The organism is Roseibium sp. MMSF_3247, assembly GCF_030733765.1.
GTDB lineage: Bacteria > Pseudomonadota > Alphaproteobacteria > Rhizobiales > Stappiaceae > Roseibium.
This window is the reverse complement of sequence record NZ_JASHII010000003.1, coordinates 584,362-609,967: the sequence shown is the minus strand read 5'-3', so window position 1 is coordinate 609,967 and position 25,606 is coordinate 584,362. Positions and strand designations below refer to the sequence as shown.

The following is a 25,606-nucleotide window of genomic DNA, read 5'->3' as shown; positions in this document are numbered from 1 at the left end:
GTTTGCCCCGGGGCCTTGTCCGGGGCTTGTTGTGTTGGCGTCAAGGACGTCACGAACCTGCTTTAGGAGAGCAAAAGCTAGATGGCGAATGTGGTTGTTGTCGGTTCGCAATGGGGTGACGAAGGCAAAGGCAAGATTGTCGACTGGTTGTCGGAACAAGCCGATGTCATTGTAAGGTTCCAGGGCGGACACAACGCTGGACATACACTCGTTATTGACGGTGTGAGCTACAAGCTCTCCTTGCTGCCATCCGGTGTGGCCCGGCCGGGCAAGTTGTCTGTGATCGGCAATGGTGTTGTGCTGGATCCACATGCGTTGGCCGAAGAGGTCAAACGGCTCGGCGAGCAAGGCGTTGTTGTTACGCCTGAAAGCCTGCGGGTGGCTGAGAACGCAACCTTGATCCTGTCTTTGCACCGGGAACTGGACGCTCTTCGCGAAAACTCCAACACCGGCACCAAGATCGGCACAACAAAACGCGGTATCGGTCCGGCATACGAAGATAAGGTCGGCCGCCGTGCGATCCGTCTGATGGATCTGAAAAACCTCACAACGCTTCCGGCGAAAATCGACCGGCTCTTGACTCACCACAATGCTTTGCGCCGGGGGCTGGGGCAGGACGAAATCTCAGCGGATGTCATTTTCGAAGAGCTGTCCAGCGTTGCAGATCAGGTTCTGCCTTACATGGACAAGGTCTGGTACCTGCTCGACGAGCAACGCCGCCAAGGCAAACGGATCCTCTTTGAAGGGGCTCAAGGCGCACTTCTCGACATCGACCATGGGACATATCCGTTCGTGACATCGTCCAACACGGTCGCCGGGCAGGCTGCGACTGGCTGCGGCCTTGGACCAGGATCGGTTGACTATGTTCTCGGTATTACCAAGGCTTATACCACACGTGTGGGCGAGGGGCCTTTCCCGACCGAGCAGGAAAACGAGGTTGGTGAGTTTCTCGGGACCCGTGGTCATGAGTTCGGTACGGTGACCGGCCGCCGCCGCCGTTGTGGCTGGTTCGATGCGGTTCTTGTGCGTCAGACCGTTTGTACGTCCGGTATCAACGGGATCGCGCTGACCAAGCTTGATGTTCTGGATGGTCTTGAGGAAATCAAGATTTGCGTTGGCTACGAACTCGACGGTGAGCGCATCGACTATCTTCCAGCGTCACAAGGCGCCCAAGAACGGGTCAAGCCGATCTATGAGAGCATGCCGGGTTGGAAAGAATCCACTGAAGGTGCGCGGACTTGGGCTGAGCTTCCGGCGCAAGCGATCAAATACGTACGGCATGTTGAAGAGCTGATCGGTGCACCGGTCGCGATCTTGTCGACCAGTCCGGAACGCGATGACACAATTCTTGTGCAGAATCCTTTCCAAGACTGAGCGAATTGACGTAAACAAGACAATATCAAAGATGCTTAGAGTGCGTTGCGAATCGCTACGCACTCGGCAGCTTTTGAAGTCCGGGGTCTCCGGCATCAAAAGCAAGATGGAACGACAATTGTGCGCGTCTCGCGCGATCTGATAGGCGAAAATCTCTTCGAAAGCTTGGTATAAGTCACGAAGAAGTCGCGAATCGGATCCAGGAGACGCAGGAGCGCAGTTGGCCGGTAGGCAGGAAGATGGCTGATTACTATTCGATATTAAAGAAAACAATCGCGTCCTTGCCCGAAAGCAATGGTGCAGCGCGGCGCAGCGTTTACAGCCGTGCGCGCAATGCCATCGTGAATCAGCTCAAGGCCTATGAGCCGCCACTGTCGCCATCGGAAATCACAGCAGAACAACTTCGTCTGGAAGAAGCAATCCGGAAGGTCGAGGCGGAGGCTGCCAGAGAAAGCCTGGGATTGCAGCCATCTACGCCGCCAGCGCCTGCCACCCCAGCTGCACCGCCGGTCCGGGAGCCGGAGCCAGCGCCTTCGATCCCGGCGGCCACCACGACTTCTCCAGTTGAGACTTCGGCGCCACCTGCACCGCCAGTGTCGTCTCCGGAGCCGTCTGCCTATCCAGTCGAAGAGCCAGCAAGTGCTCCTTCGTCCGATGCTTCATATGACAGCCAGCCACAAGCCGCACCTCTATCAGGAACGACTGGTTCAAGTCTGGCTGAGCCCGAAGGTCCAGTATCCTCACCAGAGACAACTCCGGCCTATGACCCTGTTTCAGTCGAACCGGCTCCGGTCTCGGATGATCAAGTCTCTCAAACAGAACCGCTCTTTGAAGATGAGGTGGTTCAGCCGCAGACCGGAACAGCAGGCTTAACAGACGCCCCAGTATCGTCCCGCGCCAACCGTTCAAGATCGTCTGCTTCAGCGGCGCTTCGCGGTTCGGACGAAAAAAGCCGGACAGTGCCGATTGCAGCTGCTGCTGTGGTTGCCGTTCTGGTTCTTGGAGCCGCTGCCTATTTCTTCTTGTCCGGGCCGTCTGATGAGGCTGTGACCGACGCCGCACCGGCTGTTTCACAAGAGCCGGAAACAACGGCTGTTACCGAACCAGCGGCACCCGTCGAAGACACCGTGGCCGCATCCTCGGAAGATGCAGACGAGGCGAGCAAGAACACTGATCGTCTTTTGAATGAGACCGATGCAAATGTGGTTGCACCTGACGCGCGCGCAGTGACAACTACGACCATCAACCCGCAAGAAACCGCACCGGGGACTGTTGCTCAGCCGTCGATCGTGACGAATGTGGAAAGCACCCCGTCTGCCGATGTCGATACGCCAGCGACGGATAGCGCCGAAGTAAGTCAGGGCGTTCAGCCGGACAGTCTTGCTGCAGTGAGCCCAGAGCAATCCGAACCGGCACCGGCAGCTCAGGTGCCGGCTTCCGGAGCGCAACGTTCCATCCTTTATGAGGAAGGGGCAGATGCCAGCTCTACCGGCACTGCGGCACAAGGAGCCGTCATCTGGACACTTGGCGAAGAGACCGATCTTGGCGGTGAAGCGCAGTCCGTCCTCTCCGCTGCCGTCGAAATTCCGGAGCGGGATATCAAAGTCGATATCCGTATTAAGCCCAACGACGATACCTCCCTGCCGGCAAGCCACTTGGTTGAAATCAAATATGAGCTACCAGAAGGGTTTTCCGGTGGCGATATCGTCAATGTTCCCGGCTTGGTCATGAAGCCGACCGAGGAAGCGCGCGGCGATGCCTTGATCGGAGCATCCGTGAAGGTCTCTCCCGGCTTTTTCTGGATTGCGTTGTCCAGCTTGCCCAATGAGCAACAACGCAATTTGGCACTTCTGCGTGAGCGTGGCTGGATCGACATCCCGATGCTTTATGAGAATGGCAAACGCGGCATTCTTACGCTCGAGAAGGGCCCGATCGGCGAAGATGCCGTTGAAAAGGCAGTCACCGCCTGGCAAGCCGGCTAAGCAGATCCAGCTTCTTGTGTTTTTGGCCGGTGGTCGGCACTTTCTCTTGCAATTTGTAAATTGGCGGGGCATTGTCCCGCTTGGTCCGAGGGGTGTTCCGGTTTCCGGAACTGAGATGGCATCGCGCCGAACCCTTAGAACCTGATCCGGGTCATGCCGGCGAAGGGACGGAAACCTTAGCCTCTTCCCGGATCTCCAGTGTCATTTTCGGCTTTGCTGAAGGCAGGAGATCCTTATGTCTGCTAATGCGTTAATGCGCGGGGCACACGCTGTACAACAGCTGTCTGCCCTTTATAGATTCACAAAACCATACGCCATCCCGGTAGGGAACGGCGATATATGATGGTTTTGGTTTTCCTGCTGAAACGCTGTGCCGGCGTTGCGGTCGCCGTTTTCATTTGGGCGGCCTTGGTCCGTTTCTTTGAAATCCCGCCTTATATGCTACCTGGCCCTGAGCGCGTTTTTGTTGCGTTTCAGAACCAGGGTCTGTTTCTCCTGCACCATGCAAGCATCACCTTTTCCGAGACACTTCTCGGCTTCGTCTTTGGGGTCGCTGCAGGGTGCCTTTTGGCGATCCTTATTTGGGTGTTTCCCGTGGCCAAACGGGCGATTATGCCGACGATCCTCGTCACCCAGGCCTTGCCCGTTTTTGCGATCGCGCCGATCCTCGTTTTGTGGCTCGGATTTGGATTAGCCTCCAAAATTGTCATGGCGGTTTTGGTGATCTTCTTTGCCGTGACCTCCACGTTCTATGATGGGCTGCGCCGCCTTGATCCCGGGCTTGCGGACCTCAGCCGCCTTTATCGTGTGTCTCGCCTAAAGGAACTTTGGGTGTTCCGGCTGCCGTCTGCCATGCCTGCCTTGGCGTCCGGCTTGAGGATCGCGGCTGTTTTCGCACCAATCGGTGCGATTGTTGGGGAGTGGGTCGGCGCGAAGGGCGGGCTCGCTTTCATCATGCTTCAAAGCAACGCACGGATGCAGACGGACGTGATGTTTGCCGCGCTGATCCTGCTGGCTCTCATGGTTCTGTCATTGCGGTTCGCCGTAGACCATTTCACCCGGTTTCTTGTTCCTTGGCAGGTTGAAGACTGATCTGCTTTTCCTTGGAGGATTGAATGAAAAAAACACTGCTCTCTGCCGCTTTCGCAGCCGCTCTGTTTGCGTCGGCACCTGTACAAGCAGCCGAAAAACTGACGGTCTTGATGGATTGGTTCACCAATCCCGACCACGCACCGCTGATCACCGCCCAAGCGATGGGATTCTTTGAGGCAGAAGGTCTGGATGTCGAATTGATAGAACCTGCCGACCCTGCGATGCCGCCGAAACTGGTTGCAGCAGGACAGGGCGACATTGCCATTTCCTATCAGCCGACCTTGCACGCCCAGATCGAGGAAGGACTTCCGCTCAAATGGATCGGAACGCTTGTTGAGACACCATTGAACTCACTGATCGTCCTCAAAGATGGTCCGATCAAGGAATTGAAAGACCTTAAGGGAAAGAAGATCGGTTTTTCTGTTTCCGGGTTTGAAGACGCCATGCTCGGCCAGATGCTGCGGTCTGTCGATCTCAGTGTCGACGATGTCGAGCTGATCAACGTCAACTTTGCTCTGTCACCGTCGCTGATGTCCGGCCAAGTCGATGCGGTCATTGGTGCTTACCGGAATTTCGAGCTCACTCAGATTGAGATTGAAGGCAAGGAAGGCAAGGCGTTCTATCCGGAAGAGAACGGTGTGCCGATTTTTGACGAGCTGATTTACGTTGTTCACAAGGACAAGACAGATGATCCGCGCTACGTAAAATTCATGGCGGCCATCGAAGCGGCAACGATTTTCCTGACGAACCATCCGGACGAAGCCTGGAATGCGTTCATCGAAGCCTACCCGAACCTGAATGACGAGCTGAACAAACGCGCCTGGGCCGATACGCTGCCGCGTTTCGCAAAACGCCCGGCAGCCCTTGATGAAGGCCGCTATCAGCGTTTTGCGGAGTTCATGGCTGAAAATGACCTGATCTCTAAAGTGGTTCCTGTCGATACCTATGCGGTCGAGATCCGCTGATCATCACTAACTTCTAAATCAGCAGCGCGGTGTCTCAGGATGCCGCGCTGCTTTCGTCTTGCGCCAAGGGGAGGTCTGCAATCCGGGCGGCAAACGGGGCGTAAAAGCTGCTGAGCCGTGGGGCGGACTGCTGGGCGGTAGTGAGAGCACTATGTGCGGTAGTTACATTGCCTGCTTCGATCGCACTTATAAGTGAATTGTGATTTTGAGCGAGCCTCTGAAAATCCTCGGATTTTGCGTAGTTCTCATCGCCTAACAGCGCAAACAGTGTGACGGTTTCGCTTTTGCCTTTGAGAGAAATCTCGCCGGCTTCCAGGTAGGCCAGCTCCGGTGCCTGCTTTCTTGTCTCTTCCGAGACGAGGAGATCTGCGCCCACTGCCTTGCAACTTGATTCAATCCTCGATGCCACGTTTACCGCATCGCCGATCACAGAATAATTGAACCGGTGCTCTGAGCCCATGTTGCCAACGCAGGCATCGCCGCTGTTCAGACCTATACCGATCTGAACCGTCTGTGCTTTTAATCCGCGCGCCTTGAAACCGAATGCGTCTTTCTCGTTCAGTTCATCGACAATCTTAAGCATAGCGAGACTGGCCCGGCCTGCTTTTTCTGCGTGGTCCGGCACGGGTATTGGGGCATTCCAGAACGCCATGATGCTGTCACCGATATACTTGTCGATCGTTCCCCCTTCGGCCTGGATGGCATCGGACAGAGGAGAGAGCAGAGTATTGAGGAAGGTAACGAGCTCTGTCGGCGTCAGTTGCTCGGAGATTGGCGTGAAGCCGCGAATGTCCATGAACAGTATGGTCATTGGCCGTATCTCACCGCCCAATGTCAGTTGTTCCGGCGCCTTCTCCAGCTGATTCACGAGATCCGGAGAGAGATATTGACTGAATGCCTGCCGGACAAAACGCTTTTCACGTTCAGTCAGAAAATAGAGCATGACCGTTGCTGCTGCGAAGACAAGAAACACAGACAGGCTTGGGTATATCGGGTCGATGAGAAGCCCTTTGTCCAAAAAAAGGTAGAAAGAACCGCCGATCAGCACCGCGGCAACAATACCGCCAAGCAAGGCTGTTCCAACGCTGCCAATGATGGGCAAGATGAGAATGAAAAGCGCACCGACCAAAAAAGTCGTGAGTGTCTCCAGGCCACTTGCCCAGTCCGGCCGGCTCAGAAACTGACCGTTGATGATTTGCTCAAGTGCCTGAGCATGCACTGCCACACCTGGAACCAATTCACCGATCGCGGTTGAGCGGATATCACGGAGGCCTGCTGCAGACGTTCCGACCAGCACAATTTGCCCTTCGATCAACGGCGCAAGTACGCCATAGTGCTCCGGTTTAAAAAAATCCATCGCCCGGACATATCGATCTGATTGGTCCGGTGTGTAATGGACCCACATTTCCCCTGCAGCTGTTGTTGGAACTTCAAAAGCACCAATTTTAAGGTCAGTTATTGCTGGAGTGCCGCTGTCCACTTCGCCGCTGGCGTTGGTCGTTCGGACTATCAAGCCGCTTGCTCCCTGGGCCACCCGAAGGGCCTCTGTGATCAGGCCTGGATAAACGTTGGTTCCGTCGCTCGTAATCAATGGAATGCGGCGGATGACGCCATCGCGATCATCGAGGGAAACAGAAATCGATCCAATTCCGCTCGCTGTTTGTTGAAGTGCGTCGAGGCTGGGGACTGCGGCTGGGAAGGGCGGCAGGATCGTAACAGGATCTGCTCCCCCATAGGCAATGCCGGCTTTTTTCAAAGGCGTTCGGCCGGTTAACTGATCCGAGATCGCGAAGCCGAGAACAACCGGTGCGCTGGCTATTGTCGCGGCGAAACGTTCATCATTGTCCGGCAGCTGTTGCAGAGCTTCCTGAACACTCGCTGGCGTCTCTGGGGGAAGGGAAGCACGAATTTGCGTTGGCGACGTTCGATCCGGTTCAGCGAAAACTACGTCGAATGCAATGGCGGCTGCGCCCATTTCAGTCAGGGTTTCGACCAGCTCGGCAACTTTGGTGCGTGGCCACGGCCATTGCCCGATTTCGGTGATGGAGGTCTCGTCAATGTCAACGATCCGAACTGGGGCGGGCATATACTCGCGCGGACTGAAACGTTGATAGTAATCGAATGTGAGCTCCCGAACGGCAACGAGAAAGTCCGGATTGGCAATCCGAAGCCCGGTCATGAGAATCAGGACGATGGTTGCGGTGAGGGCAACAAAACCGCGCCGTGAAAAAAAAGGGTCTATCCGAAACGCCATTGGTGCCTGATGTCTTGAAACTAACCAGCAGTGGTCCTGACCCTAGGGTGGTAAGGCGCCAAGGAGCAAGCTCAGACGGACCAGCAAACAAAAAACGCCGGGCGTTTTGCCCGGCGTTTCCTTAAATCTGTGTTCCAGACGATTAAGCGGCTGGTTGTTGGTCAAGCGTGCGGGCACTGTTCCGGACCGCTTTTTGAACCTTTTCAAAAGCACGGACCTCGATTTGCCGCACGCGCTCCCGGCTGACACCAAACTCTCCGGAAAGATCTTCCAGCGTCATTGGGTCCTCCGACAGCCGGCGAGCCTCGAAAATCCGGCGTTCCCGATCATTCAGAACGTCCATAGCGTCGCTGAGCATTTTGCGACGCATGTCGAGTTCTTCCTGATTGGCAAGCAAGGTTTCTTGGCTATCGCTTTCGTCGACGAGCCAATCCTGCCATTCGCCAGCATCTGCTTCCGCCCGGATCGGTGCGTTCAGGCTTGCGTCGCCGCCGAGGCGGCGGTTCATCGACACGACTTCTTCTTCCGAAACGCCGAGACGGGTTGCGATTTCCTGTACCTGGTGCGGCTTCAGATCGCCCTCTTCCAGCGCTTGTATCTTGCCCTTCAGGCGGCGCAGATTGAAGAACAGGCGTTTCTGGTTGGCTGTCGTCCCCATTTTGACGAGTGACCAGGAACGGAGAATGTATTCCTGGATGGCAGCCTTGATCCACCACATGGCATAGGTCGCCAAACGGAACCCTTTGTCGGGCTCAAAACGTTTAACGGCTTGCATGAGGCCAACGTTGCCTTCGGATACGACCTCGCCAATCGGGAGACCATACCCGCGATAACCCATGGCGATCTTGGCAACGAGGCGCAGGTGTGAATTCACAAGGCGCTCGGCAGCTTCCGGATCTTCGTGCTCCTTGTACCGCTTGGCGAGCATGTACTCCTCCTGCGGCTGAAGCATCGGAAACTTGCGAATCTCATCAAGGTAGCGGCTAAGTCCGCCTTCCCCTGCAGTGAGTGTCGGTAAGTTCTGGGCCATTGAATGCACCCCCTCTCGTCGAAATCACCCGGTTCCCCACTTTGCCCCGCAGAGCGCAGGCGTTTGGCTGAGGCAACCAAGTTACAATGCGTGCCCTATCGGCACACGCGAACAGCTAATATAGGTTGAATTTTGCCGATTGCATGGCTTCAATGCGAATTGGCTTTCTAAAATTTTTGTAATCCGGATAAAAGATTTGCAAAATCATCGGGATATGGGCTCTCAAAGCGCAGTGTCTCGCCTGAAACTGGATGCTCAAATGCCAACAGTCCAGCATGCAAAGCTTGCCGTGTGAAACCGCCGACAAGGCTCTTTAATGGCTCTTCCAACCGGTTGATTTTCGTCTTGAAGCCGGAGCCATAATCATCGTCGCCAAGCAATGGATGGCCAATATGGGCCATGTGGACCCGGATCTGATGAGTTCGGCCTGTCTCTAGTCTGCATTCCATGAGTGAGGCAAGTGGAGGCTGGTCCGCGGCGCCGAAACGTTCCTTGACCTGCCAATGCGTAATTGCATGACGTCCGCTCGTTTTCACAACCGCCATCTTCTGCCGGTTTGCCTGAGAACGGGCCAGATTGGCATCAATCGTACCCTTGAGGCTGGATGGCGCGCCCCACACAAGCGCGGAATATGCTCGCTCCAGTGGTCCGGTGCGGCCATGATCTGCAAATTGTGCTGCTAGCCCTTGATGTGCCTGATCCGTTTTGGCGACGACTAGAAGCCCTGACGTGTCTTTGTCGATCCGGTGAACAATGCCGGGACGTTTCACCCCGCCTATCCCCGACAGACTGTCACCGCAATGATGGATCAAGGCGTTGACCAGTGTGCCGGTCCAGTTGCCGGCACCAGGGTGAACGACCAACCCAGCCGGTTTGTCGATTACGATGACATGTGAATCTTCGAAAACCACACTGAGCGGAATGTCTTCGCCTTTGGGATCCGGATCCTCCGGTTCAGGAAGATGCAAAGTAATCTCGTCACCTTCATTGACCCGGTATTTCGGCTCCCCTATTTTCGCGCCTCCGATGGAAACGTCGCCCGCCTTGATCAGTGACTGAATTCTGTTCCGGCTCAATGTTTCCAAATGCGATGCAAGGACGGCGTCTATCCGCTTCCCGGCGTCCTCAGGATCAACCTTTAAAATGAAATCCGCGTCAAAGCTGGCCGGATCGTCTTGGGAATTGTCTGTCATGTCTCAACCTGATTTCCGGGATGAAGGTCCGGAAGATGCCCCTTTAGATCCTGCGACCGAACGCGTTCAGGCAAAACTGAAGCGCCTGTTGCTCGGGTCGTCCCTGATCATGTTTGCCGGGTTTATCGCTGTCTTTGCAGCAATCCTTTACAAGATCAACACTTATGAGGCCGATCCATCTGAGGCCGCAATCGTTGAAACCCTAAATGTCGGTGCTGATGCCGAAGTTCTGCAGGCAACGATATCAGAAGGGATTATGCTCGTTCTCGTGCGTGAAGGCACCACCACCGCCTTGCTCCGGTTTGATCCGCAAGATGGAAAATTATTGGGCCGGACGGTTTTCGTCGGCCGGTAGTGGATATAGACCGGTTGACTTCAAAAAAATGACCAAGGGGGCTTGCGTCCTGCTCGAACCCCCTTTATACGCACGGTCCTCGGCTTGAAACAAGCAACTTTCAAGCCCCGCGCGCCCATCGTCTAGCGGTCTAGGACGCCGCCCTTTCACGGCGGAAACACGGGTTCGAGTCCCGTTGGGCGTGCCAACTTTCTCTCGAGATCTAGGTCTATTTTTAAACTGGTCACAAGTGGCTGGTTTCGAAAAGGCTTACCACTTGGCCGCTTCTAGATGGCCGGCAGGTTTTCAGTTTCGATAAGCTGCGTATCTGAGTCTTTTGCAATCGTCGCGAATTCCGGGCTCGGGCAACGGTCGGTTACAAGCGTCGTGACTTGCGAGAGGTGGCCAACCCGGACGGGCGCGGTGCGCTCAAACTTGGTGCTGTCCGCTGCCAAGATCACATGCCGAGCATTTTCCATGATCGTTTTGGTGACTTTGACTTCGCGATAATCGTAGTCGAGCAAAGACCCGTCCGGATCAATGGCAGATGCGCCTATCACTGCAAAATCCACCTTGAATTGGCGCATGAAATCAACTGCGGCTTCGCCGACAATTCCGCCGTCGGCATGCCTTAAAACCCCGCCGGCAACAACCACTTCAATCTGGGAATAACCCCGCATCAAGCTGGCGACATTCAGGTTGTTGGTGATCACCATCAGTCCGTGGTGTTGCAACAGCGCCTGTGCGACCGCCTCAGTTGTCGTGCCGATATTGATGAAAATAGACGCATTGTCGGGAATGAGTGCAGCGACACTGGAGCCAATGTCAGCCTTTTCCTTGCTGGAAATGATGCGTCTTGCTTCATAGCCGACGTTTTCAATACCAGATGAGAGTAAGGCTCCGCCGTGCGTGCGTGCGAGAAGTCGGCGCTCACACAGCTCATTCAAGTCTTTACGGATGGTCTGCGGACTGACTTCGAATCTTTTCGCCAAGTCGTCCACGCTGACACGACCCATCTGGCGGGCCAGTTCGAGAATGGCGTTATGGCGTTCGATAAGCATGAGGTATTGGTCCGGTAGGAAGTTAGTTCAATAATTCAAAACGCACACAAACTGACGCCTTCTGTCGCAGCAGAACTCTTGTCAGGCAGCCCCGGCGGTCCGCCGTTGTTTCGGCTTTTTCATAGTCGGCGGATCTGTCTTTTCAGGGGGCACTTGATCGCTGTCACTCGAGGGCTCTTTGTTTTTTCGGGTCGACGCAACAATCCGGCTAACAAGGGCTTCCGCCGCGTTGGCGATATCTGTGGTAGATGAGCTTTCTGCGGCTTTGGGAGCCGGTGGAGGCGCTGTGTTTGGCTTTTCGGCACTAGCGGCAGCACGGCGTGTTCTTCTCTTGGGCTTCATGTCACCAGCGGTATTCGACACAGGTGCCGATTTGCCGGCTGCTTTGGGGGAGGGCTTGGAAGCGGCTTTCTTTTTATCGTTAGGGTCCGCTGACACTTGAGCAACCAGCTGCCGGAAATCCTGCCGCACCTGCGCAAGGGAAGAGGTGGCGGCAAGGTCTTGCCGAAGCTTCTTGATCTCCCCGGTTAGCCGGTTGACCGTGCGGTCCTTGTTTTTTAGCTGAGAAAGTCTTTGCGCGTTTTCTGTTGCCAGCGCTTCCAACTGCTCGGTCAAATGCTTCTGAAGATCGCTGTCCTTAATGTCGGCTGCGTCCAGCTGCAGGGAAAGCCGGGTCACTTCCGCCTGAGCAGTTATGAACTTTGCCTCAGTATCCACAAGCTGGGCTTCAAGCTCTGCAAGGCGGGCCCGGGCAGTCTCTGATCGTTCAGCGTCGAGTTCTCCGGCAACAGACGGTTCCGCCTTGGCCAGGCGCGCTTTCAAGGTCGCAACTTCAGCTTCCAACCCCGTGATGGTCGCAAGCGCCATCGTGTCTGTGGCAGGCAGCCAATCGGAAGTGTCTTCGCCTTGCGCGCCTTTTGCGAGCACGTCTTCGCCGGTTTCCGGTTTCTGAGACCAGCTTTCCGCCAGAGCCTTCTCAGCTTCGGCGAGTTTTTGCTTTAGTTGTGCGACTTCCGAGGACAGCATGTCAGCTGATTTCTCATCAGAGGCTTTTGCAGAAAGCTCTTCTTTCAGTTTGGAAATCTCGCCTTCGTGGCTTTTTTCCAGCGCAGCCATTTCTGTTTTCAGCCGTGTCACATCCACGTGCCATTTTGCCGCCTTTTCCCGCTCGGCGTTCAGAGACTGTTCAACGCGGCGCAGATCGACGGCATGTTGTGCGCGTGCCTGGTCTTGCGCAGCTCGGACCTCTGCGTAACTGGATGGATTGACAGCCCGAAGAGCCTCTTCGGTCAGTCTCGCGGCACGGCGATAGAAAGCTGGCAGGATCGCAAGGCAAATCAGCCCGGCCGTGCAAAACCCTAGTGCCACATACATCGCCGCTTCTATCACATCAGGCTCCCGGTGGCCGTTCAAAGCATCAAGACGTTACATCATCATTAGAGGACATCGGTTTAATAGCCAAGTCTGGGCTCCAGTTGAGGCTGGACCCTGATAGTTTTTGCAGGTCTCTAGAAAGGATTCCAAGTCGGTTCTCTTGTGAATTTCAAGTAACCGAGATTCAACCCGAGGCGTGCGCCGACCCCGGCCTTGATCGGGACCACGAAGACTGAGTCTTTTGCAAGGACTGTCATGCCGACGCCGCCAACCAGATAGGCGGACCCATTTACGCCGCTGAACCGGTCGTAAACCCGGTCAATGCTCGGCAAATTGTAGATCAGCATCATGACGCGTGCGCCGTCAGCTCCAAAGTCGAAACCTATAGACGGTCCTTGCCAGAATATTTTGTGGTTGCCTGCATTGCGGGTGTAAAGCTGACCTTCTCCAAACCGGGCACCTGCAACGAATGCACCAGAGCCTTCTTCCCCAAGGATGTACCCATTTGGTTCGCCATAACTTGCAAAAGCTCTCTCCACAACCGAGGCCAGCCCACCAGACACAGATCCGAAAAACTGATGCCCCGTTTGCAGGATCTGATCTTGGTCATAAGTGTTGACGGGGGGCGACTGCGTGTTGGTCGTGGTCTGTGCGAACGCAGCTTTGGGTCCAACGGACAAAAGCAGAATGACTGCGGCGGCTGGAAGAATTGAAAATATGAGCCGTGACATATGTGCCATCCAGTAAACTCCTTGGCGCCAGACAGGCGACGTCTTTCTCGCTGCGTTGCGTCTCTTCGATGTTAAACTTAACGAATACAGTGATGATTCGCAGTTCAATTGATGAAAGACGTGTCCGCCGAATCAATGAAACGTTGGCCCCCAAAAAAGACCTGGATGTGTCTTTCTGCAATCCTTGCAGCGGTTATTTGTCTGTGGAGTGTCGACGGAAAGGCACGTCCGAGGAGCTTTGTGCCGGATCCGATTACTGGGTATGCAATTGGTGGGCACGACCCAGTCAGCTATTTTGTTGATGGATACCCGCGGAAGGGAAGCCGGGAATACACATATAAATGGGGCAACACCGAGTGGGTTTTCGTCAACAAGGGCAATATGGAAGCCTTCAAACTGCACCCCAATGCCTATGCCCCGATGTTTGCGGCTTGCGGCGGATATGGCCTGTCGGAAGGCTTCGCGACGGCCGGAAATCCGTTTATCTATGCGATAGTCGAAGGGCGGCTGATGTTCTTCTATTCGGTGGTCAACCGGTTTCTATTCATTGTGAATGGCACCCAAAGGCTCACCGAAGCTCGGTCGTATGCTGAAACTGTCGGCTGCCTGCCGGAATGACGATTGATGTGGCCGTTGGGACGGATTTGAGTTTGGTTTGCCGGTTTCGGCAGATGTATCTCCAAAAATAGCTTGGATGACCGGGAAATCGGCTGATTTGCCGCCTTGGCAGGGCCTTTGCGGATGTGTAACGCTGGCATATCGGCTTGCGAATCAGGTCGTTTTGGCAGGTTTTTTACAAAGAGCAGCGTCGAGCAATGTCCGCACTTAAAGAGCTTTCATCCATGGATCTTGCAGCCCTGGTGGCAAGCCGGGTCTGTCACGACATCATCAGTCCGGTTGGTGCGATCACCAATGGACTGGAAGTGCTGGATGAAGAAGGGTCTGAGGACATGCGCGAATTCGCCATGGATCTGATCCGGAAAAGTGCGCGACAGGCGTCTGCCAAGCTGCAGTTTGCACGACTTGCCTTTGGTGCTGCCGGATCCGCCGGCGCAGAGATTGATCTTGGCGATGCCCAAGTGGTTGCCACCGGGTTTATGGAAAATGAAAAATCCAACCTGAATTGGCAACTGGACCGGCACTTGATGCCGAAAAATTTTGTGAAGTTGCTTCTCAATCTCATCCTGATCGCCAATCAGTGCGTTCCGCGTGGGGGCGAGATCAAGGTTGAAATGAGTGGGACACCACAATCTCCGTCCTTTACTTTGAATGCGGCTGGTTTGAACCCGCGAATTCCACTTGGAATGAAGGAAACCTTGAGCGGAGAAGAGCCTGAGCGCGTTGATGCACACTCTGTTCAGCCGATTTACTCGTTGCTTCTGGCGCGTGAGTGCGGGATGGAGTTAACAATAGATAAAGACGAAGACTGCGTAAAAATAACAGCCCTTCCGACCGAATAACTTAGGCCCGAAAAGAATCTTTTTGCTTCAGCGTATCTTAACGCTTTGACGCCAATCTACTCTCATGGACTTCCCGGTCCAGACATCCTTTTCAGGGTGCGGAACCAGTAACAAGTCGGGTGAGAGCAGGCCATGGACGACCTCCTCAGGGAATTTATTACCGAGACCAATGAGAGTCTCGACGTTGTAGACGTGGAGCTCGTAAAATTCGAGCAAGAACCGAACAACGCTACGATTCTAGACAACATATTCCGTCTGGTACATACGATTAAGGGCACCTGTGGGTTCTTGGGCCTTCCCCGGCTTGAAGGAATTGCACACGCGGCTGAAACCCTTATGGGCAAGTTCCGCGACGGTGCGCCGGTCACCCAAGACGCGGTGTCATTGATCTTGGTTTCCATTGACCAGATCAAGGACATTCTTGGTGAGCTGGAAGCTGCTGAAGGCGAAGAACCGCAAGGCGATGACAGCGAGCTGATCGGTAAGCTGGAAGAGATGTCTGCAGCGGCTGATGCCGCGATGGCCGGCGGCGGTGCAGCCGATGAACCGGCGCCGGATGCTGAGCCGGAAGCCGAAGCTGCGACCGACAGCGACGACTTTACACTGCCTGAACAAACCATTGAACGGCCGTTGCGGCCAGGCGAAGTTTCGCTCGATGAGCTTGAGCGTGCCTTCCGTGAGACCGAGATTGAAGTCGAGGTTGCCGAAAGCGCTGAAGATGAGGCTCCGGACGAGCAGCCGGAAGAAATTGAGGCGCCGGCCCCGGCTCCAGCGGCAACAAAAGCCCCTGAAAAGCCTGCAGAGGCGCAGCCAGCGGCAAAAGCCAAGCCTTCTGGTGAGGGCGGCGAGAAGAAAGCATCCGGCGGTGGTGTCTCCAACCAGAGCATCCGTGTTGCGGTCGATACGCTTGAACACCTCATGACGATGGTGTCCGAGCTGGTGCTGACCCGGAACCAGCTTCTGGAAATTGTACGCCGCCATGAAGACAGTGAATTCAAGGTTCCGCTTCAGCGCCTGTCAAATGTGACTGCCGAGTTGCAAGAGGGCGTGATGGCGACCCGCATGCAGCCGATTGGCAATGCTTGGCAGAAACTGCCTCGGATCGTTCGCGATTTGAGCCAGGATCTGGAGAAGCCGATCGAACTGGAAATGATCGGCGCTGACACCGAACTTGACCGTCAGGTTCTTGAGATGATCAAGGATCCGCTGACGCACATGGTTCGGAACTCCGCCGACCACGGATTGGAGCGTCCGGAAGAACGCCGCGCAGCTGGCAAGCCGGAGAAGGGCATCATCACCCTTGCTGCCTATCACGAAGGTGGCCACATCATCATCGAAGTTCGTGATGATGGTAAGGGTATCGACGTTGAGCGTGTAAAGGCCAAGATCATCGAGCGTGGTCTTGCGACCGAGGCCGAAGTCGAGAAGATGACGGATGCTCAGGTTCAGAAGTTCATCTTCCATGCAGGCTTCTCGACAGCGGCGGCAGTGACAAGCGTTTCTGGCCGTGGTGTCGGGATGGACGTTGTCCGCAACAACATCGAATTGATCGGCGGAACCGTTGATCTGCGGTCTGTTACGGGCAAGGGTTCGAGCTTCATTATCAAGATCCCGCTGACCCTTGCGATCGTTTCCACGTTGATCGTTGAGGCCGGTGGCGACCGGTTTGCAATTCCGCAGCTTTCTGTCGTGGAGTTGGTGCGTGTTCAGAAGAACTCCGAGCATCGGATTGAACGCATCAAGGACACGCCGGTCCTTCGGTTGCGCAACAAGCTGCTTCCTCTCGTCCATTTGTCCCAGCTTTTGGGTATCTATGAGGGCGAAAACGCAGACGAGGCGATTGATGCTGATAACGGCTTCATCGTTGTGATGCAGGTCGGCAGCCAGACATTCGGTGTTGTCGTAGATGGTGTCTTCCACACGGAAGAAATCGTGGTCAAGCCGATGTCCACCATGCTGCGTAATCTCGACATGTTCTCGGGCAACACCATCCTCGGCGATGGTTCGGTGATCATGATCATCGACCCGAACGGCATTGCAGGCGCAATGGCAAGCCATGCATCCAGTGCTGTCGCAGAAAACAGCGAAGACGAACAAGAGGATTTGCAGCAAAAGGCAATGACCGGACAGAACGCGATTTCGTTGCTTCTTTTCCGCGCCGGTGCTCCAGAACCGAAGGCAGTTCCGCTGTCGCTGGTCACGCGTTTGGAAGAGTTCGACATTTCCAAGATCGAACGTTCCAATGGTCGCGATCTGGTGCAATACCGCGGTGCGCTCATGCCGCTCGTTTACGTCAACGACGGCGACAGCCACAAGACCGAAGGCACCCAGCCGATGCTGGTGTTCTCCGATGCGGGTCGATCCATGGGCCTTGTGGTCGACGAAATCGTCGACATCGTCGAGGACCGGATGAACATCGAAGTCGGTTCGGAACGCCCGGGCGTTCTCGGCTCCGCGATTGTCAAAGAACGTGCGACCGAGATCATCGACCTTGGCTTCTATCTGCCGCAGGCGTTCGAAGACTGGTTCATGCGGAAAGAAATGGACATTGAGGCGCTGACGAAGAAAGTTCTCTTTGTCGACGACTCGTCTTTCTTCCGCAATATGCTGACACCCGTTCTGAAAGCGGCCGGTTACGATGTAACCACTTGTGTTGGTGTATCGCAGGCGTTCGAACTGTTGGAAAACGGTGACAAGTTCCACGCGATTGTCAGCGATATCGAGATGCCTGAAATCAACGGCTTCGAGTTCTGCGAGGCAATCCGTCGTGATCCGCGTTTCCGACAGATGCCAATCCTAGCACTGTCTTCGCTTGTGACGCCCGCGTCCATCGAGCGTGGCCGTCAGGCTGGATTTGATGATTACGTCGCAAAATTCGACCGTCCAGGTCTGATCGCAGCGTTGAAAGATATCTTTGCCGGTGATTTGGGAGCTGCCGCATGAGTATGTTGGAGAACAAGGTTGCCGGAGATAAAAATGCCGGCAACGACATGATCCAATATGTGACCGTAGTGATTGGCGGTCAGTTGTTTGGATTGCCGATCTCTCAGGTTCACGATGTGTTTGTTCCTGAGAGCGTGACACGGGTCCCGATGTCCGCACCGGAAGTACAAGGCGTATTGAACCTGCGTGGACGTATTGTCACTGCGATCAATATGCGGCGTCGGCTGCATCTGCCGCCGCTTCAGGATGAGCAGATGATGGCTGTCGGTATCGAATACAAACATGAGAGCTATGGACTGGTTATCGACACGGTCGGTGAGGTTTTGACCCTGCCGTCCAGTTCAGCTGAACCAAACCCATCGAACCTGGATCGCCGCTGGGCGGAAATCGCAGGTGGTGTCCATCGGCTTGATGGTCAGTTGATGGTAATTTTGGACGTGGACCGCTTGCTTGGCGCAATGTTCACCGAACCCATGGCAGCAGCATAAAAAGACCTGCAAGACGGTCGATAGTGGAGTTACGCCCGATGAAACAGTGCCTTGTCGTCGATGACTCTAGCGTCATTCGAAAGGTCGCACGCCGGATCCTTGAAGATATGAACTTCGAGATTGTCGAGGCAGAGGACGGTCAGAAGGCGCTTGAAGAATGCCGGAAGACAATGCCGGATGCCATCCTTCTGGACTGGAACATGCCTGTCATGGATGGGCTGGAGTTCTTGACCAGCCTGCGCGCAGAGGAAGGCGGCGAAAGTCCTGTGGTCGTGTTTTGTACGACGGAAAATGATGTTGCTCATATCGCCCGGGCAATTCGTGCGGGTGCAAATGAATACATTATGAAGCCGTTTGATCGTGAGATCGTGGAAGCCAAGTTTCAAGAAGTTGGGCTTATCTAAGTACAGAGTTGGTCGATCAATATGGCATTTGCTCAACGAAATGTGACGGCTGGGGTCACGCCGGGTGCAGACCCGATTAAGGTCATGGTGGTGGATGATGCCGTTGTGATCCGTGGGCTTTTGACCAGGTGGCTCGGTGAGGACAAGGCGCTCAAGGTTGTCGGCTCTCACCGGAACGGCAGGTTAGCCGTCGAGGATATTGAGAAAAGCAACCCTGATGTTGTGGTCCTCGATATTGAAATGCCGGAAATGGACGGGATGACTGCTTTGCCGCTTATGTTGGCAAAGAAACGGGACTTGGTTGTCATCATGGCATCCACACTGACGCGTCGGAACGCGGAGGTCAGTCTTAAGGCCCTGTCATTGGGCGCCGCCGATTACGTCCCTAAGCCGGAGTCGACTTCTGAAGTCACTACATCTGTCGATTTCCGCCGGGAACTGATCGACAAGGTCAAAGCCCTTGGCGCCCGTGCTATTCGGATGCGTGCACCAGTGCGGACGATGCGTGCGGAGACGCGTGCTGGCCAGACATCACGGCCATCCGCACCAACGTCTCCGGCTGCTCGTCCAGCTGTTGATACGCGTGCAAGCTTTCGCGGAGCTGGTCCTCAAGGGGCAGCCGCGACGCCGAAGTTTAAACTCCGGCCGTATTCCTCAGCGCGTCCGCGGATCCTGGCAATCGGGTCGTCGACCGGTGGACCTCAGGCTTTGCAGGAAGTCATGAAGGAAATTGGCACGGCAATGAATGATGTGCCGGTGGTTATTACACAGCACATGCCGCCGACGTTTACGGCGATTCTCGCTGAACATATGGGGAAAGCCGCGCTGCGCCCGTCAAAAGAAGGCGAGGATGGCGAGGTATTGAAACCCGGAAACATCTATGTCGCTCCGGGTGGCAAGCACATGACAGTCGAAAAAGAGGGTGGAGCTGTAAAAATACGGCTCAATGACGGACCGCCTGTCAATTTCTGTAAGCCAGCAGTTGATCCGCTTTTTGACAGTGTGTCGAAGGCCTATGGGTCGGCCTGCCTTGGTTTGATTTTGACCGGCATGGGCTCCGATGGGGCCAATGGCGTCCGGACAATTGCCGCAGGAGGCGGTAGCATTATCACTCAGGATGAAGAAACAAGTGTTGTTTGGGGTATGCCTGGAGCAGCCGCCAACACCGGCATGTGCTCTGAAGTTCTGCCATTGAAGGCAATCGGACCGAAGGTGTCCCGCGTCTTGAAGGGGAGCACACGATGACCCCTATGGAATTTGATTTTCTCAAGACATTCTTGAAAACGCGCTCCGGTCTCGTTCTGTCAAACGACAAGCAATATCTGGTGGAAAGCCGGCTGTTGCCGATTGCCCGTAGTTCCAAGTTGGAAACCTTGAGTGCGCTGATTCAGTCACTGCAAAAAGGTGGCAACCGGGCTTTGGAAACGGAAGTTGTCGAAGCCATGACGACCAATGAGTCGTTCTTCTTCCGCGACAAGACCCCGTTTGAGCATTTCAAAGAGACGATGCTTCCGGCAATGTTGCAAAACCGTGCAACCCGTAAGCAGATTAAAATCTGGTGCGCGGCCGCATCGACTGGCCAAGAACCGTATTCGCTCGCGATTTGCCTGAAAGAGGCGGCCGCAAAGGTCGGCGGTTGGCGGATCCGCATTCTGGGCACAGACCTCTCGCAGGAAGTGCTGGAAAAGGCGAAAACCGGGCTTTATAGCCAGTTCGAGGTTCAACGCGGACTGCCGATCCAGCTTCTGTTGAAATACTTCGATCAAAAGGGCGACATGTGGCAGATCAATGCCGGATTGCGGGCCATGATCGAGTGGAAGAAACTGAATCTTCTGGAGCAGTTCTCTCATATCGGGGAGTTCGATATCGTGTTCTGCCGGAACGTCTTGATCTACTTTGATCAACCGACGAAGACCGAGATCCTAGAGCGGATCGCCAAGGCTCTCCCAGATGATGGTTTCCTGGTTCTGGGCGCAGCTGAAACGGTGGTTGGCTTGACTGATGCCTTCAAACCGGTTCCTGGGAAACGCGGTCTTTTTCAGAAAAAGCAGGCTGCTCAGACGGCGACACGTCCTGCTTTGGCAGGGGCAACATCACGGCTGGCAGTTGGTGCAACAACGCTCCGTTAAGGCGACACTCCAAATTTCTATAAAGCCCGCTGGTTTTCCCGAAACTTTGCGGGCTTTTCTTTTGATCTGGAACGATGCAAGTGCCGGTGGAGGTCCGCGCCAGTTCGTCCTGACGGACTAAGGTTCTATTTATCGATTTGAGATCCATAATCAGCTGACGGTTGTCGCAGATTTTGCTCTGCCCAGGCTCTTACCGTGCTGACATAGCGTCGGCTAACCGGGATTTGAGTTCCGTCGTTCAACACGAGCCGCGTATTGTTGCCCTCTTTCTGGACCTGCTGAATGGCCTCGTGGGCTATCCAATGGCTCCGGTGAACCTGCATGCCAGTGTTTTCCGGAAGCTCCCGGAGAATATCGCTGAACCTGTAGAGCACCATTTGTGTGTCATTCGGGCCGACCAGTTTTACATAATGCTCTTGAGCTTCTGCGCGGAGAATGCGGTCAGTAAATGGTGGTGACAGGCTCTGCAGCAAAGATGATTTTGTCGAGGTGTTCTCTGGTTCTGTTATTCCCGGGCCGGATGGTTCTGCGGCTGACATCTGCGTTGAGCCAGTGTTTGCGCCGCTGAGTGGCTGAAGCTGTGCCGGTCTCCAACATGCCTGGAGTATCATGGGAATGCTGAGCAACGCGCACAAAGCGATATGGTTGTCCAAGAGATAGACAAGCTCTTGCAGAAACGCCCCAAGTCGAATTGCGGATCCCGCTACGCCCAATGCGGGCGCGTCGAGTTCAGGGAGTCCGAGAACAATATCCAGTGCGGTTACAGATAGGACAAAGGGAATGTAGCTTGCGAGTGCAGCGAGGCTGATTGCCCAAAGGGTATGCTTGGCAATTCTGGGCAACAAGCTGAGCAGCTGCAAAAAGGCTATAAACAGAGTGGATTCAATTCCGATCCGGACCAACCAATAGCCATAAACGCCGATGACAGGCCATCCCTCCGGCCGCGTCTGTTGGTTCGCAGCCAGCAATCCCGCTGCAGCGAGGGTCAGCCCAAACAATGTTAGCGACCCGTGCCGCGTCATTCAGAATTCCTTCCATCGGACAGGGTTCATCATACCATTGATGATGCATGAATGGAAAACTTCAATAAGCATCTGGAAATATTGATATTATTTTTACGCTTAAGAATTCACGAATTAATGAGGGCTCAATTGGTCTAAGGCGGTTTACTGTCAGCTATTGTGTCCCAGTTATCCAAATGTGTTCGTTCACGGCTTCGTTGTATGACGAGTTAAAAAGCCTTGGACCCAGTTTGATCAATCAAGGGAAATACACATGAGTGATATCCAAGTCCAACTGACGCGGCGCGCTGCGCTTCTCGGGGCAGGGGCTGCTGCAGTAGGAGCTGGAGTGGTGTCTTCTGGAGCAGTGCATGCTGCTGCCGAGAAGCAAGGCCCTATGGCTGCACCCGTCGCGCGCTACAATGTTGGCTCTTTTGAGGTCAACACGTTGCTGGATGGTGCCGTGACCGTTGGTGAGCCACAAAAGACCTTCGGCATGAATGTCGATGCGGACACATTTGCGGCAAAATCGTCAGAGTCCTTTATCCCTGCGGACACGTTCAAAGCGTTTTTCACACCCACTCTGGTCAACACAGGCTCTGAGCTGGTTCTCTTTGACACTGGCGTTGGCGAAGGTGGACGCCCAGCGCGGGGCAACATGCGTGCTGCCCTGGAAAGCGCAGGCTACACTCCGGAACAGGTCGACGTCGTGGTCATCACCCATATGCATCCTGACCACATCGGTGGCCTGATGGAGGGCGGTGCGCCAGCTTTCCCGAATGCGCGTTACGTGATCGCTCAAAAAGAATATGATTTCTGGGCGGGAATGGATCCGGAAGCGAACGGTGTCACAAAACTGATGACCAAAAACGTCAAGCCGCTCGCGGACAAGATGACTTTCCTGGATGAAGGTGGCAGTGTTGCCGGTGGGATCACCGCAATGGCTGCCTACGGTCATACACCGGGTCATACACTTTATATGTTGGAAGATGGCGGTCAGCAGCTTCTTCTCGCTGCTGACCTGGCAAATCACTATGTCTGGTCGTTGGCGCGCCCTGACTGGGAAGTTCGGTTTGATATGGACAAGGAAGCTGCGGCAGCAACCCGGAAATCTGTCCTGGGCATGCTCGCATCCGACCGTATCCCATTTGTCGGCTACCATATGCCATTCCCAGCCGTCGGATATGTTGCAACGGACGGTGACGGCTTCCGTTACGTACCAGCGTCCTATCAGCTTAGCCTCTAGCGCACAGGCCCCATCCCTGAAACTAGAGAGGCGGAAGCGGCTGGAGCTCGATCCAGCCGCTTCTATTTTGAGCAATAAAAAACCCGGCTATTTCAGCCGGGTTTTTTCGATCTAATTGAGCCGCGTGTTTATGCAGCAGCCTCAACATCCGGTTCACGCAGAACGTATCCACGGCCCCAGACTGTTTCGATGTAGTTCTTTCCAGACGTCGCAGCGGCCAATTTTTTGCGCAGCTTACAAATAAAGACGTCGATGATCTTCAGCTCGGGTTCGTCCATGCCGCCATACAGGTGGTTCAGGAACATCTCCTTGGTCAGGGTCGTGCCCTTCCGAAGAGAGAGAAGTTCAAGCATCTGATATTCTTTGCCGGTCAGATGCACACGCTGTCCACCGACCTCAACTGTCTTGGTGTCCAGATTGACCTTCAAATCGCCAGTGACGATGACGGACTGTGCATGACCTTTCGAACGGCGCACGATCGCGTGGATGCGGGCCACAAGCTCGTCCTTGTGGAACGGCTTGGTCATGTAGTCGTCGGCGCCAAAGCCTAAGCCACGGACCTTGTCCTCGATGCCGGCGTTACCGGACAGGATCAAGATCGGTGTCTTAACTTTAGAGACCCGAAGTGTGCGGAGAACCTCGTACCCGGACATGTCCGGCAGGTTCAGATCCAGCATAATGATGTCGTAATCGTACAGCTTGCCGAGGTCGATACCTTCCTCGCCAAGATCTGTCGTGTAGACGTTGAAGTTCTCGGACTTCAGCATCAATTCGATGCTTTGCGCTGTCGCGTTATCATCCTCAATCAACAATACACGCATGCCAATCCCCTTATTCTGCCTTTCCTGGGCAAGTCGCAACGGCTGTGTCGGCGCCTGCTACGAAGGACTGCTGTTAACCCCGACTCATTTGTTATCGGTTAATGGTTAACAAATTCTCTTTCATAGCGGCAAGGCTCGTTGGAACGTTTCTGTGAACAACAACCAACTAATTGAATCCCCGGAAAGAATCCCGATTCATCTTTCTTAAAGTGGTGCGTTAAGAAACCGGCGTAACCGATTCCGTTCAGATTCCTTTCAACAAAGCCAGATTAACTTAGAAATGACCCTCGCTCGTCTGCCTTTCAAAGGTTAAGATTAACCAGACTCGTAAACGATCGGTTACCAAAACCATTAATGGTTAGAGGATTCTTAGGTGAAGGCGCTTTTTGCGGAAATTGATTCGCTTATGGCTACGGAAATTTATGGCCGTGTAGCCGCCGTTCAGGGGCTGCTTGTCGAGATTGCCGGACCCATTCACGAAATGAGTGTCGGATCCCGTTTGTTGATCGACAGTGGTGAGGATAACCCGCAGGTTCCTGCAGAAGTTGTAGGTTTCCGGGAAGGGCACGCGCTGTGTATGCCTTTCTCCGGTCTTGAAGGAGTGCGGATGGGATGCAAGGCCGTAATCACCTCCCGGGAGAGCGTTGTTCATCCGAGTAATGCCTGGCTTGGCCGAGTGATTAATGCTCTTGGTGAACCGATTGATGGTAAAGGACCTCTTCCAAATGGCGGTCTGCCTCGCAAATTGCGAAGCGCACCTCCGCCGGCCTCTGAACGGGCCCGAGTGGGGCCGCCGCTGGATCTAGGTGTTCGGGCACTCAATACCTTCGTTACGTGCTGTGAAGGTCAGCGTATGGGTATCTTCGCCGGTTCGGGCGTTGGTAAATCCGTGCTTATGTCGATGCTGGCCCGAAACACTCAGTGCGATACGGCCGTAATCGGGTTGATCGGTGAACGTGGCCGGGAAGTGCAAGAGTTCATTGAAGACGATCTTGGCGAAGAAGGATTGGCCCGGTCGGTGGTTGTGGTCGCGACTTCCGATGAGAGTGTGTTGATGCGGCGGCAGGCAGCTTATCTTGCTATGACGGTCGCAGAACATTTCCGGGACGAGGGCGACAAAGTCCTGTGCATGATGGATTCGGTAACCCGATTCGCTATGGCGCAACGGGAAATCGGCCTTTCCATCGGCGAACCGCCGACATCAAAAGGATATACACCGACGGTCTTCACCGAATTGCCGCGCCTTCTGGAGCGGGCTGGTCCCGGCAAAACCGGATCAGGCTCGATTACGGGGCTCTTCACTGTTCTTGTGGAAGGCGACAATCACAACGAACCTGTGGCGGATGCTGTGCGCGGGATCCTGGACGGGCACGTTGTGATGGAGCGCGGGATCGCGGAACGGGGACGGTATCCAGCAATTAATGTCTTGAAATCTGTATCGCGGACCATGCCGCGTTGTGTCCCTCCGGAGCAGCAACCTGTCTTGAGAAAGGCAAAGCAGCTTCTCTCCACCTATACGGATATGGAGGAACTCATTCGGCTTGGTGCCTACAGGCGGGGATCGGACCCGACTGTTGATGAGGCAATCTTTCGATTCGGGCCAATTGATGATTTCCTGAATCAGGGCAAAGACGAGTCGACAACAATTTTTGAAGGTTATGCGCAGCTTGCCAACCTTTTGGAAATGACTCAGGGATAGACTACCCGTGTAAGGGGAGTATTGA

The 25,606-nt window shown here is 54.7% G+C and carries 22 protein-coding genes, 1 tRNA gene and 1 riboswitch; of the genes, 15 read left to right on the top strand and 8 right to left on the bottom strand.

Annotated elements, in window-relative coordinates:
* Positions 1-81: 81 nt before the first annotated feature.
* From RBB44_RS13125 to RBB44_RS13110, 4 genes are all read left to right on the top strand, one after another.
* Complete coding sequence (locus RBB44_RS13125; protein ID WP_133951466.1) at positions 82-1,374, top strand: adenylosuccinate synthase; 1,293 nt, start codon at positions 82-84, stop codon at positions 1,372-1,374.
* 239 nt (positions 1,375-1,613) lie between these two features.
* The gene (locus tag RBB44_RS13120) at positions 1,614-3,356 is read left to right on the top strand and encodes a hypothetical protein (protein WP_306147779.1); all 1,743 of its coding nucleotides are present in this window, start codon (positions 1,614-1,616) and stop codon (positions 3,354-3,356) included.
* Between the two features lie 78 nt (positions 3,357-3,434).
* Positions 3,435-3,541, top strand: a riboswitch (TPP riboswitch).
* A 154-nt stretch (positions 3,542-3,695) separates the two neighbouring features.
* Positions 3,696-4,448, top strand: a complete 753-nt coding sequence (locus tag RBB44_RS13115; protein WP_306147778.1) for an ABC transporter permease — start codon at positions 3,696-3,698, stop codon at positions 4,446-4,448.
* 23 nt (positions 4,449-4,471) lie between these two features.
* On the top strand, positions 4,472-5,413 hold the full coding sequence (locus RBB44_RS13110) for an ABC transporter substrate-binding protein (RefSeq protein WP_306147777.1): 942 nt from the start codon (positions 4,472-4,474) through the stop codon (positions 5,411-5,413).
* 34 nt (positions 5,414-5,447) lie between these two features.
* Here RBB44_RS13110 and RBB44_RS13105 read toward each other — a convergent pair whose 3' ends face one another.
* The 3 genes from RBB44_RS13105 to RBB44_RS13095 form a co-directional block, all read right to left on the bottom strand.
* Positions 5,448-7,667 (bottom strand): CHASE2 domain-containing protein, encoded by a 2,220-nt coding sequence (locus RBB44_RS13105; protein ID WP_306147776.1) that lies wholly within the window; start codon positions 7,665-7,667, stop codon positions 5,448-5,450.
* Between the two features lie 142 nt (positions 7,668-7,809).
* Positions 7,810-8,697, bottom strand: a complete 888-nt coding sequence (gene rpoH, locus RBB44_RS13100) for an RNA polymerase sigma factor RpoH (protein ID WP_040451015.1) — start codon at positions 8,695-8,697, stop codon at positions 7,810-7,812.
* Between the two features lie 167 nt (positions 8,698-8,864).
* Complete coding sequence (locus RBB44_RS13095) at positions 8,865-9,890, bottom strand: RluA family pseudouridine synthase (RefSeq protein ID WP_306147775.1); 1,026 nt, start codon at positions 9,888-9,890, stop codon at positions 8,865-8,867.
* Between RBB44_RS13095 and RBB44_RS13090 the strand changes: the two genes are divergently transcribed.
* Together RBB44_RS13090 and RBB44_RS13085 are read left to right on the top strand one after the other, a co-directional pair.
* Complete coding sequence (locus tag RBB44_RS13090; RefSeq protein ID WP_040451014.1) at positions 9,889-10,245, top strand: hypothetical protein; 357 nt, start codon at positions 9,889-9,891, stop codon at positions 10,243-10,245. The two genes, RBB44_RS13095 and RBB44_RS13090, sit on opposite strands and share 2 nt — an antisense overlap.
* A gap of 111 nt (positions 10,246-10,356) precedes the next feature.
* Positions 10,357-10,432 (top strand) — tRNA-Glu (locus RBB44_RS13085).
* 79 nt (positions 10,433-10,511) lie between these two features.
* On the opposite strand, the gene RBB44_RS13080 is transcribed toward RBB44_RS13085, so the two are convergent.
* The 3 genes from RBB44_RS13080 to RBB44_RS13070 form a co-directional block, all read right to left on the bottom strand.
* Complete coding sequence (locus RBB44_RS13080; RefSeq protein ID WP_008194524.1) at positions 10,512-11,285, bottom strand: DeoR/GlpR family DNA-binding transcription regulator; 774 nt, start codon at positions 11,283-11,285, stop codon at positions 10,512-10,514.
* 81 nt (positions 11,286-11,366) lie between these two features.
* Positions 11,367-12,674 (bottom strand): hypothetical protein, encoded by a 1,308-nt coding sequence (locus RBB44_RS13075; protein ID WP_306147774.1) that lies wholly within the window; start codon positions 12,672-12,674, stop codon positions 11,367-11,369.
* Positions 12,675-12,793: 119 nt separating this feature from the next.
* Positions 12,794-13,399 carry a DUF1134 domain-containing protein gene (locus tag RBB44_RS13070; RefSeq protein ID WP_306147773.1) on the bottom strand — a complete coding sequence of 202 codons (606 nt, stop codon included), beginning with the start codon at positions 13,397-13,399 and terminating at the stop codon, positions 12,794-12,796.
* 231 nt (positions 13,400-13,630) lie between these two features.
* Here RBB44_RS13070 and RBB44_RS13065 point away from each other — a divergent pair, with 231 nt between their 5' ends.
* The 7 genes from RBB44_RS13065 (at position 13,631) to RBB44_RS13035 (ending at position 20,814) form a co-directional block, all read left to right on the top strand.
* A complete protein-coding gene (locus RBB44_RS13065) occupies positions 13,631-14,008 on the top strand; it encodes a YHS domain-containing (seleno)protein (RefSeq protein WP_306147772.1) in 378 nt (125 codons plus the stop codon).
* Positions 14,009-14,205: 197 nt separating this feature from the next.
* The gene (gene chpT, locus RBB44_RS13060; protein WP_133951483.1) at positions 14,206-14,850 is read left to right on the top strand and encodes a histidine phosphotransferase ChpT; all 645 of its coding nucleotides are present in this window, start codon (positions 14,206-14,208) and stop codon (positions 14,848-14,850) included.
* A gap of 132 nt (positions 14,851-14,982) precedes the next feature.
* Positions 14,983-17,793 (top strand): chemotaxis protein CheW, encoded by a 2,811-nt coding sequence (locus RBB44_RS13055; protein ID WP_306147771.1) that lies wholly within the window; start codon positions 14,983-14,985, stop codon positions 17,791-17,793.
* Complete coding sequence (locus RBB44_RS13050) at positions 17,790-18,281, top strand: chemotaxis protein CheW (protein ID WP_133951487.1); 492 nt, start codon at positions 17,790-17,792, stop codon at positions 18,279-18,281. The genes RBB44_RS13055 and RBB44_RS13050 overlap by 4 nt, the downstream gene beginning before the upstream one ends.
* Before the next feature lie 38 nt (positions 18,282-18,319).
* Complete coding sequence (locus RBB44_RS13045) at positions 18,320-18,685, top strand: PleD family two-component system response regulator (RefSeq protein WP_133951489.1); 366 nt, start codon at positions 18,320-18,322, stop codon at positions 18,683-18,685.
* Between the two features lie 15 nt (positions 18,686-18,700).
* Complete coding sequence (locus tag RBB44_RS13040; protein ID WP_209179940.1) at positions 18,701-19,930, top strand: chemotaxis response regulator protein-glutamate methylesterase; 1,230 nt, start codon at positions 18,701-18,703, stop codon at positions 19,928-19,930.
* The gene (locus RBB44_RS13035; protein WP_133951493.1) at positions 19,927-20,814 is read left to right on the top strand and encodes a protein-glutamate O-methyltransferase CheR; all 888 of its coding nucleotides are present in this window, start codon (positions 19,927-19,929) and stop codon (positions 20,812-20,814) included. The genes RBB44_RS13040 and RBB44_RS13035 overlap by 4 nt, the downstream gene beginning before the upstream one ends.
* A gap of 125 nt (positions 20,815-20,939) precedes the next feature.
* Here the strand turns inward: RBB44_RS13035 and RBB44_RS13030 are convergent, their stop codons facing one another.
* Positions 20,940-21,836: a LytTR family DNA-binding domain-containing protein gene (locus tag RBB44_RS13030; RefSeq protein WP_306147770.1), complete on the bottom strand. Its 897-nt coding sequence runs from the start codon at positions 21,834-21,836 to the stop codon at positions 20,940-20,942.
* A 253-nt stretch (positions 21,837-22,089) separates the two neighbouring features.
* On the opposite strand from RBB44_RS13030, the gene RBB44_RS13025 reads away from it, so the two are divergent.
* Positions 22,090-23,061 (top strand): MBL fold metallo-hydrolase, encoded by a 972-nt coding sequence (locus tag RBB44_RS13025; protein ID WP_306147769.1) that lies wholly within the window; start codon positions 22,090-22,092, stop codon positions 23,059-23,061.
* Positions 23,062-23,189: 128 nt separating this feature from the next.
* Here RBB44_RS13025 and ctrA read toward each other — a convergent pair whose 3' ends face one another.
* The gene (ctrA, locus tag RBB44_RS13020) at positions 23,190-23,882 is read right to left on the bottom strand and encodes a response regulator transcription factor CtrA (RefSeq protein ID WP_008194123.1); all 693 of its coding nucleotides are present in this window, start codon (positions 23,880-23,882) and stop codon (positions 23,190-23,192) included.
* Positions 23,883-24,255: 373 nt separating this feature from the next.
* Between ctrA and fliI the strand changes: the two genes are divergently transcribed.
* A complete protein-coding gene (gene fliI / locus RBB44_RS13015; protein WP_209179816.1) occupies positions 24,256-25,581 on the top strand; it encodes a flagellar protein export ATPase FliI in 1,326 nt (441 codons plus the stop codon).
* Positions 25,582-25,606: the final 25 nt, after the last annotated feature.

What these genes read in the sequence shown, in the direction of transcription:
- RBB44_RS13125 (WP_133951466.1), top strand. Translation starts at nt 82, where the DNA reads ATGGCGAATGTGGTTGTTGTCGGTTCGCAATGGGGTGACGAAGGCAAA.
- RBB44_RS13120 (WP_306147779.1), top strand. Translation starts at nt 1,614, where the DNA reads ATGGCTGATTACTATTCGATATTAAAGAAAACAATCGCGTCCTTGCCC.
- RBB44_RS13115 (WP_306147778.1), top strand. Translation starts at nt 3,696, where the DNA reads ATGATGGTTTTGGTTTTCCTGCTGAAACGCTGTGCCGGCGTTGCGGTC.
- RBB44_RS13110 (WP_306147777.1), top strand. Translation starts at nt 4,472, where the DNA reads ATGAAAAAAACACTGCTCTCTGCCGCTTTCGCAGCCGCTCTGTTTGCG.
- RBB44_RS13105 (WP_306147776.1), bottom strand. Translation starts at nt 7,667, where the DNA reads ATGGCGTTTCGGATAGACCCTTTTTTTTCACGGCGCGGTTTTGTTGCC.
- rpoH (WP_040451015.1), bottom strand. Translation starts at nt 8,697, where the DNA reads ATGGCCCAGAACTTACCGACACTCACTGCAGGGGAAGGCGGACTTAGC.
- RBB44_RS13090 (WP_040451014.1), top strand. Translation starts at nt 9,889, where the DNA reads ATGTCTCAACCTGATTTCCGGGATGAAGGTCCGGAAGATGCCCCTTTA.
- RBB44_RS13095 (WP_306147775.1), bottom strand. Translation starts at nt 9,890, where the DNA reads ATGACAGACAATTCCCAAGACGATCCGGCCAGCTTTGACGCGGATTTC.
- RBB44_RS13080 (WP_008194524.1), bottom strand. Translation starts at nt 11,285, where the DNA reads ATGCTTATCGAACGCCATAACGCCATTCTCGAACTGGCCCGCCAGATG.
- RBB44_RS13070 (WP_306147773.1), bottom strand. Translation starts at nt 13,399, where the DNA reads ATGGCACATATGTCACGGCTCATATTTTCAATTCTTCCAGCCGCCGCA.
- chpT (WP_133951483.1), top strand. Translation starts at nt 14,206, where the DNA reads ATGTCCGCACTTAAAGAGCTTTCATCCATGGATCTTGCAGCCCTGGTG.
- RBB44_RS13055 (WP_306147771.1), top strand. Translation starts at nt 14,983, where the DNA reads ATGGACGACCTCCTCAGGGAATTTATTACCGAGACCAATGAGAGTCTC.
- RBB44_RS13050 (WP_133951487.1), top strand. Translation starts at nt 17,790, where the DNA reads ATGAGTATGTTGGAGAACAAGGTTGCCGGAGATAAAAATGCCGGCAAC.
- RBB44_RS13045 (WP_133951489.1), top strand. Translation starts at nt 18,320, where the DNA reads ATGAAACAGTGCCTTGTCGTCGATGACTCTAGCGTCATTCGAAAGGTC.
- RBB44_RS13035 (WP_133951493.1), top strand. Translation starts at nt 19,927, where the DNA reads ATGACCCCTATGGAATTTGATTTTCTCAAGACATTCTTGAAAACGCGC.
- RBB44_RS13030 (WP_306147770.1), bottom strand. Translation starts at nt 21,836, where the DNA reads ATGACGCGGCACGGGTCGCTAACATTGTTTGGGCTGACCCTCGCTGCA.
- RBB44_RS13025 (WP_306147769.1), top strand. Translation starts at nt 22,090, where the DNA reads ATGAGTGATATCCAAGTCCAACTGACGCGGCGCGCTGCGCTTCTCGGG.
- ctrA (WP_008194123.1), bottom strand. Translation starts at nt 23,882, where the DNA reads ATGCGTGTATTGTTGATTGAGGATGATAACGCGACAGCGCAAAGCATC.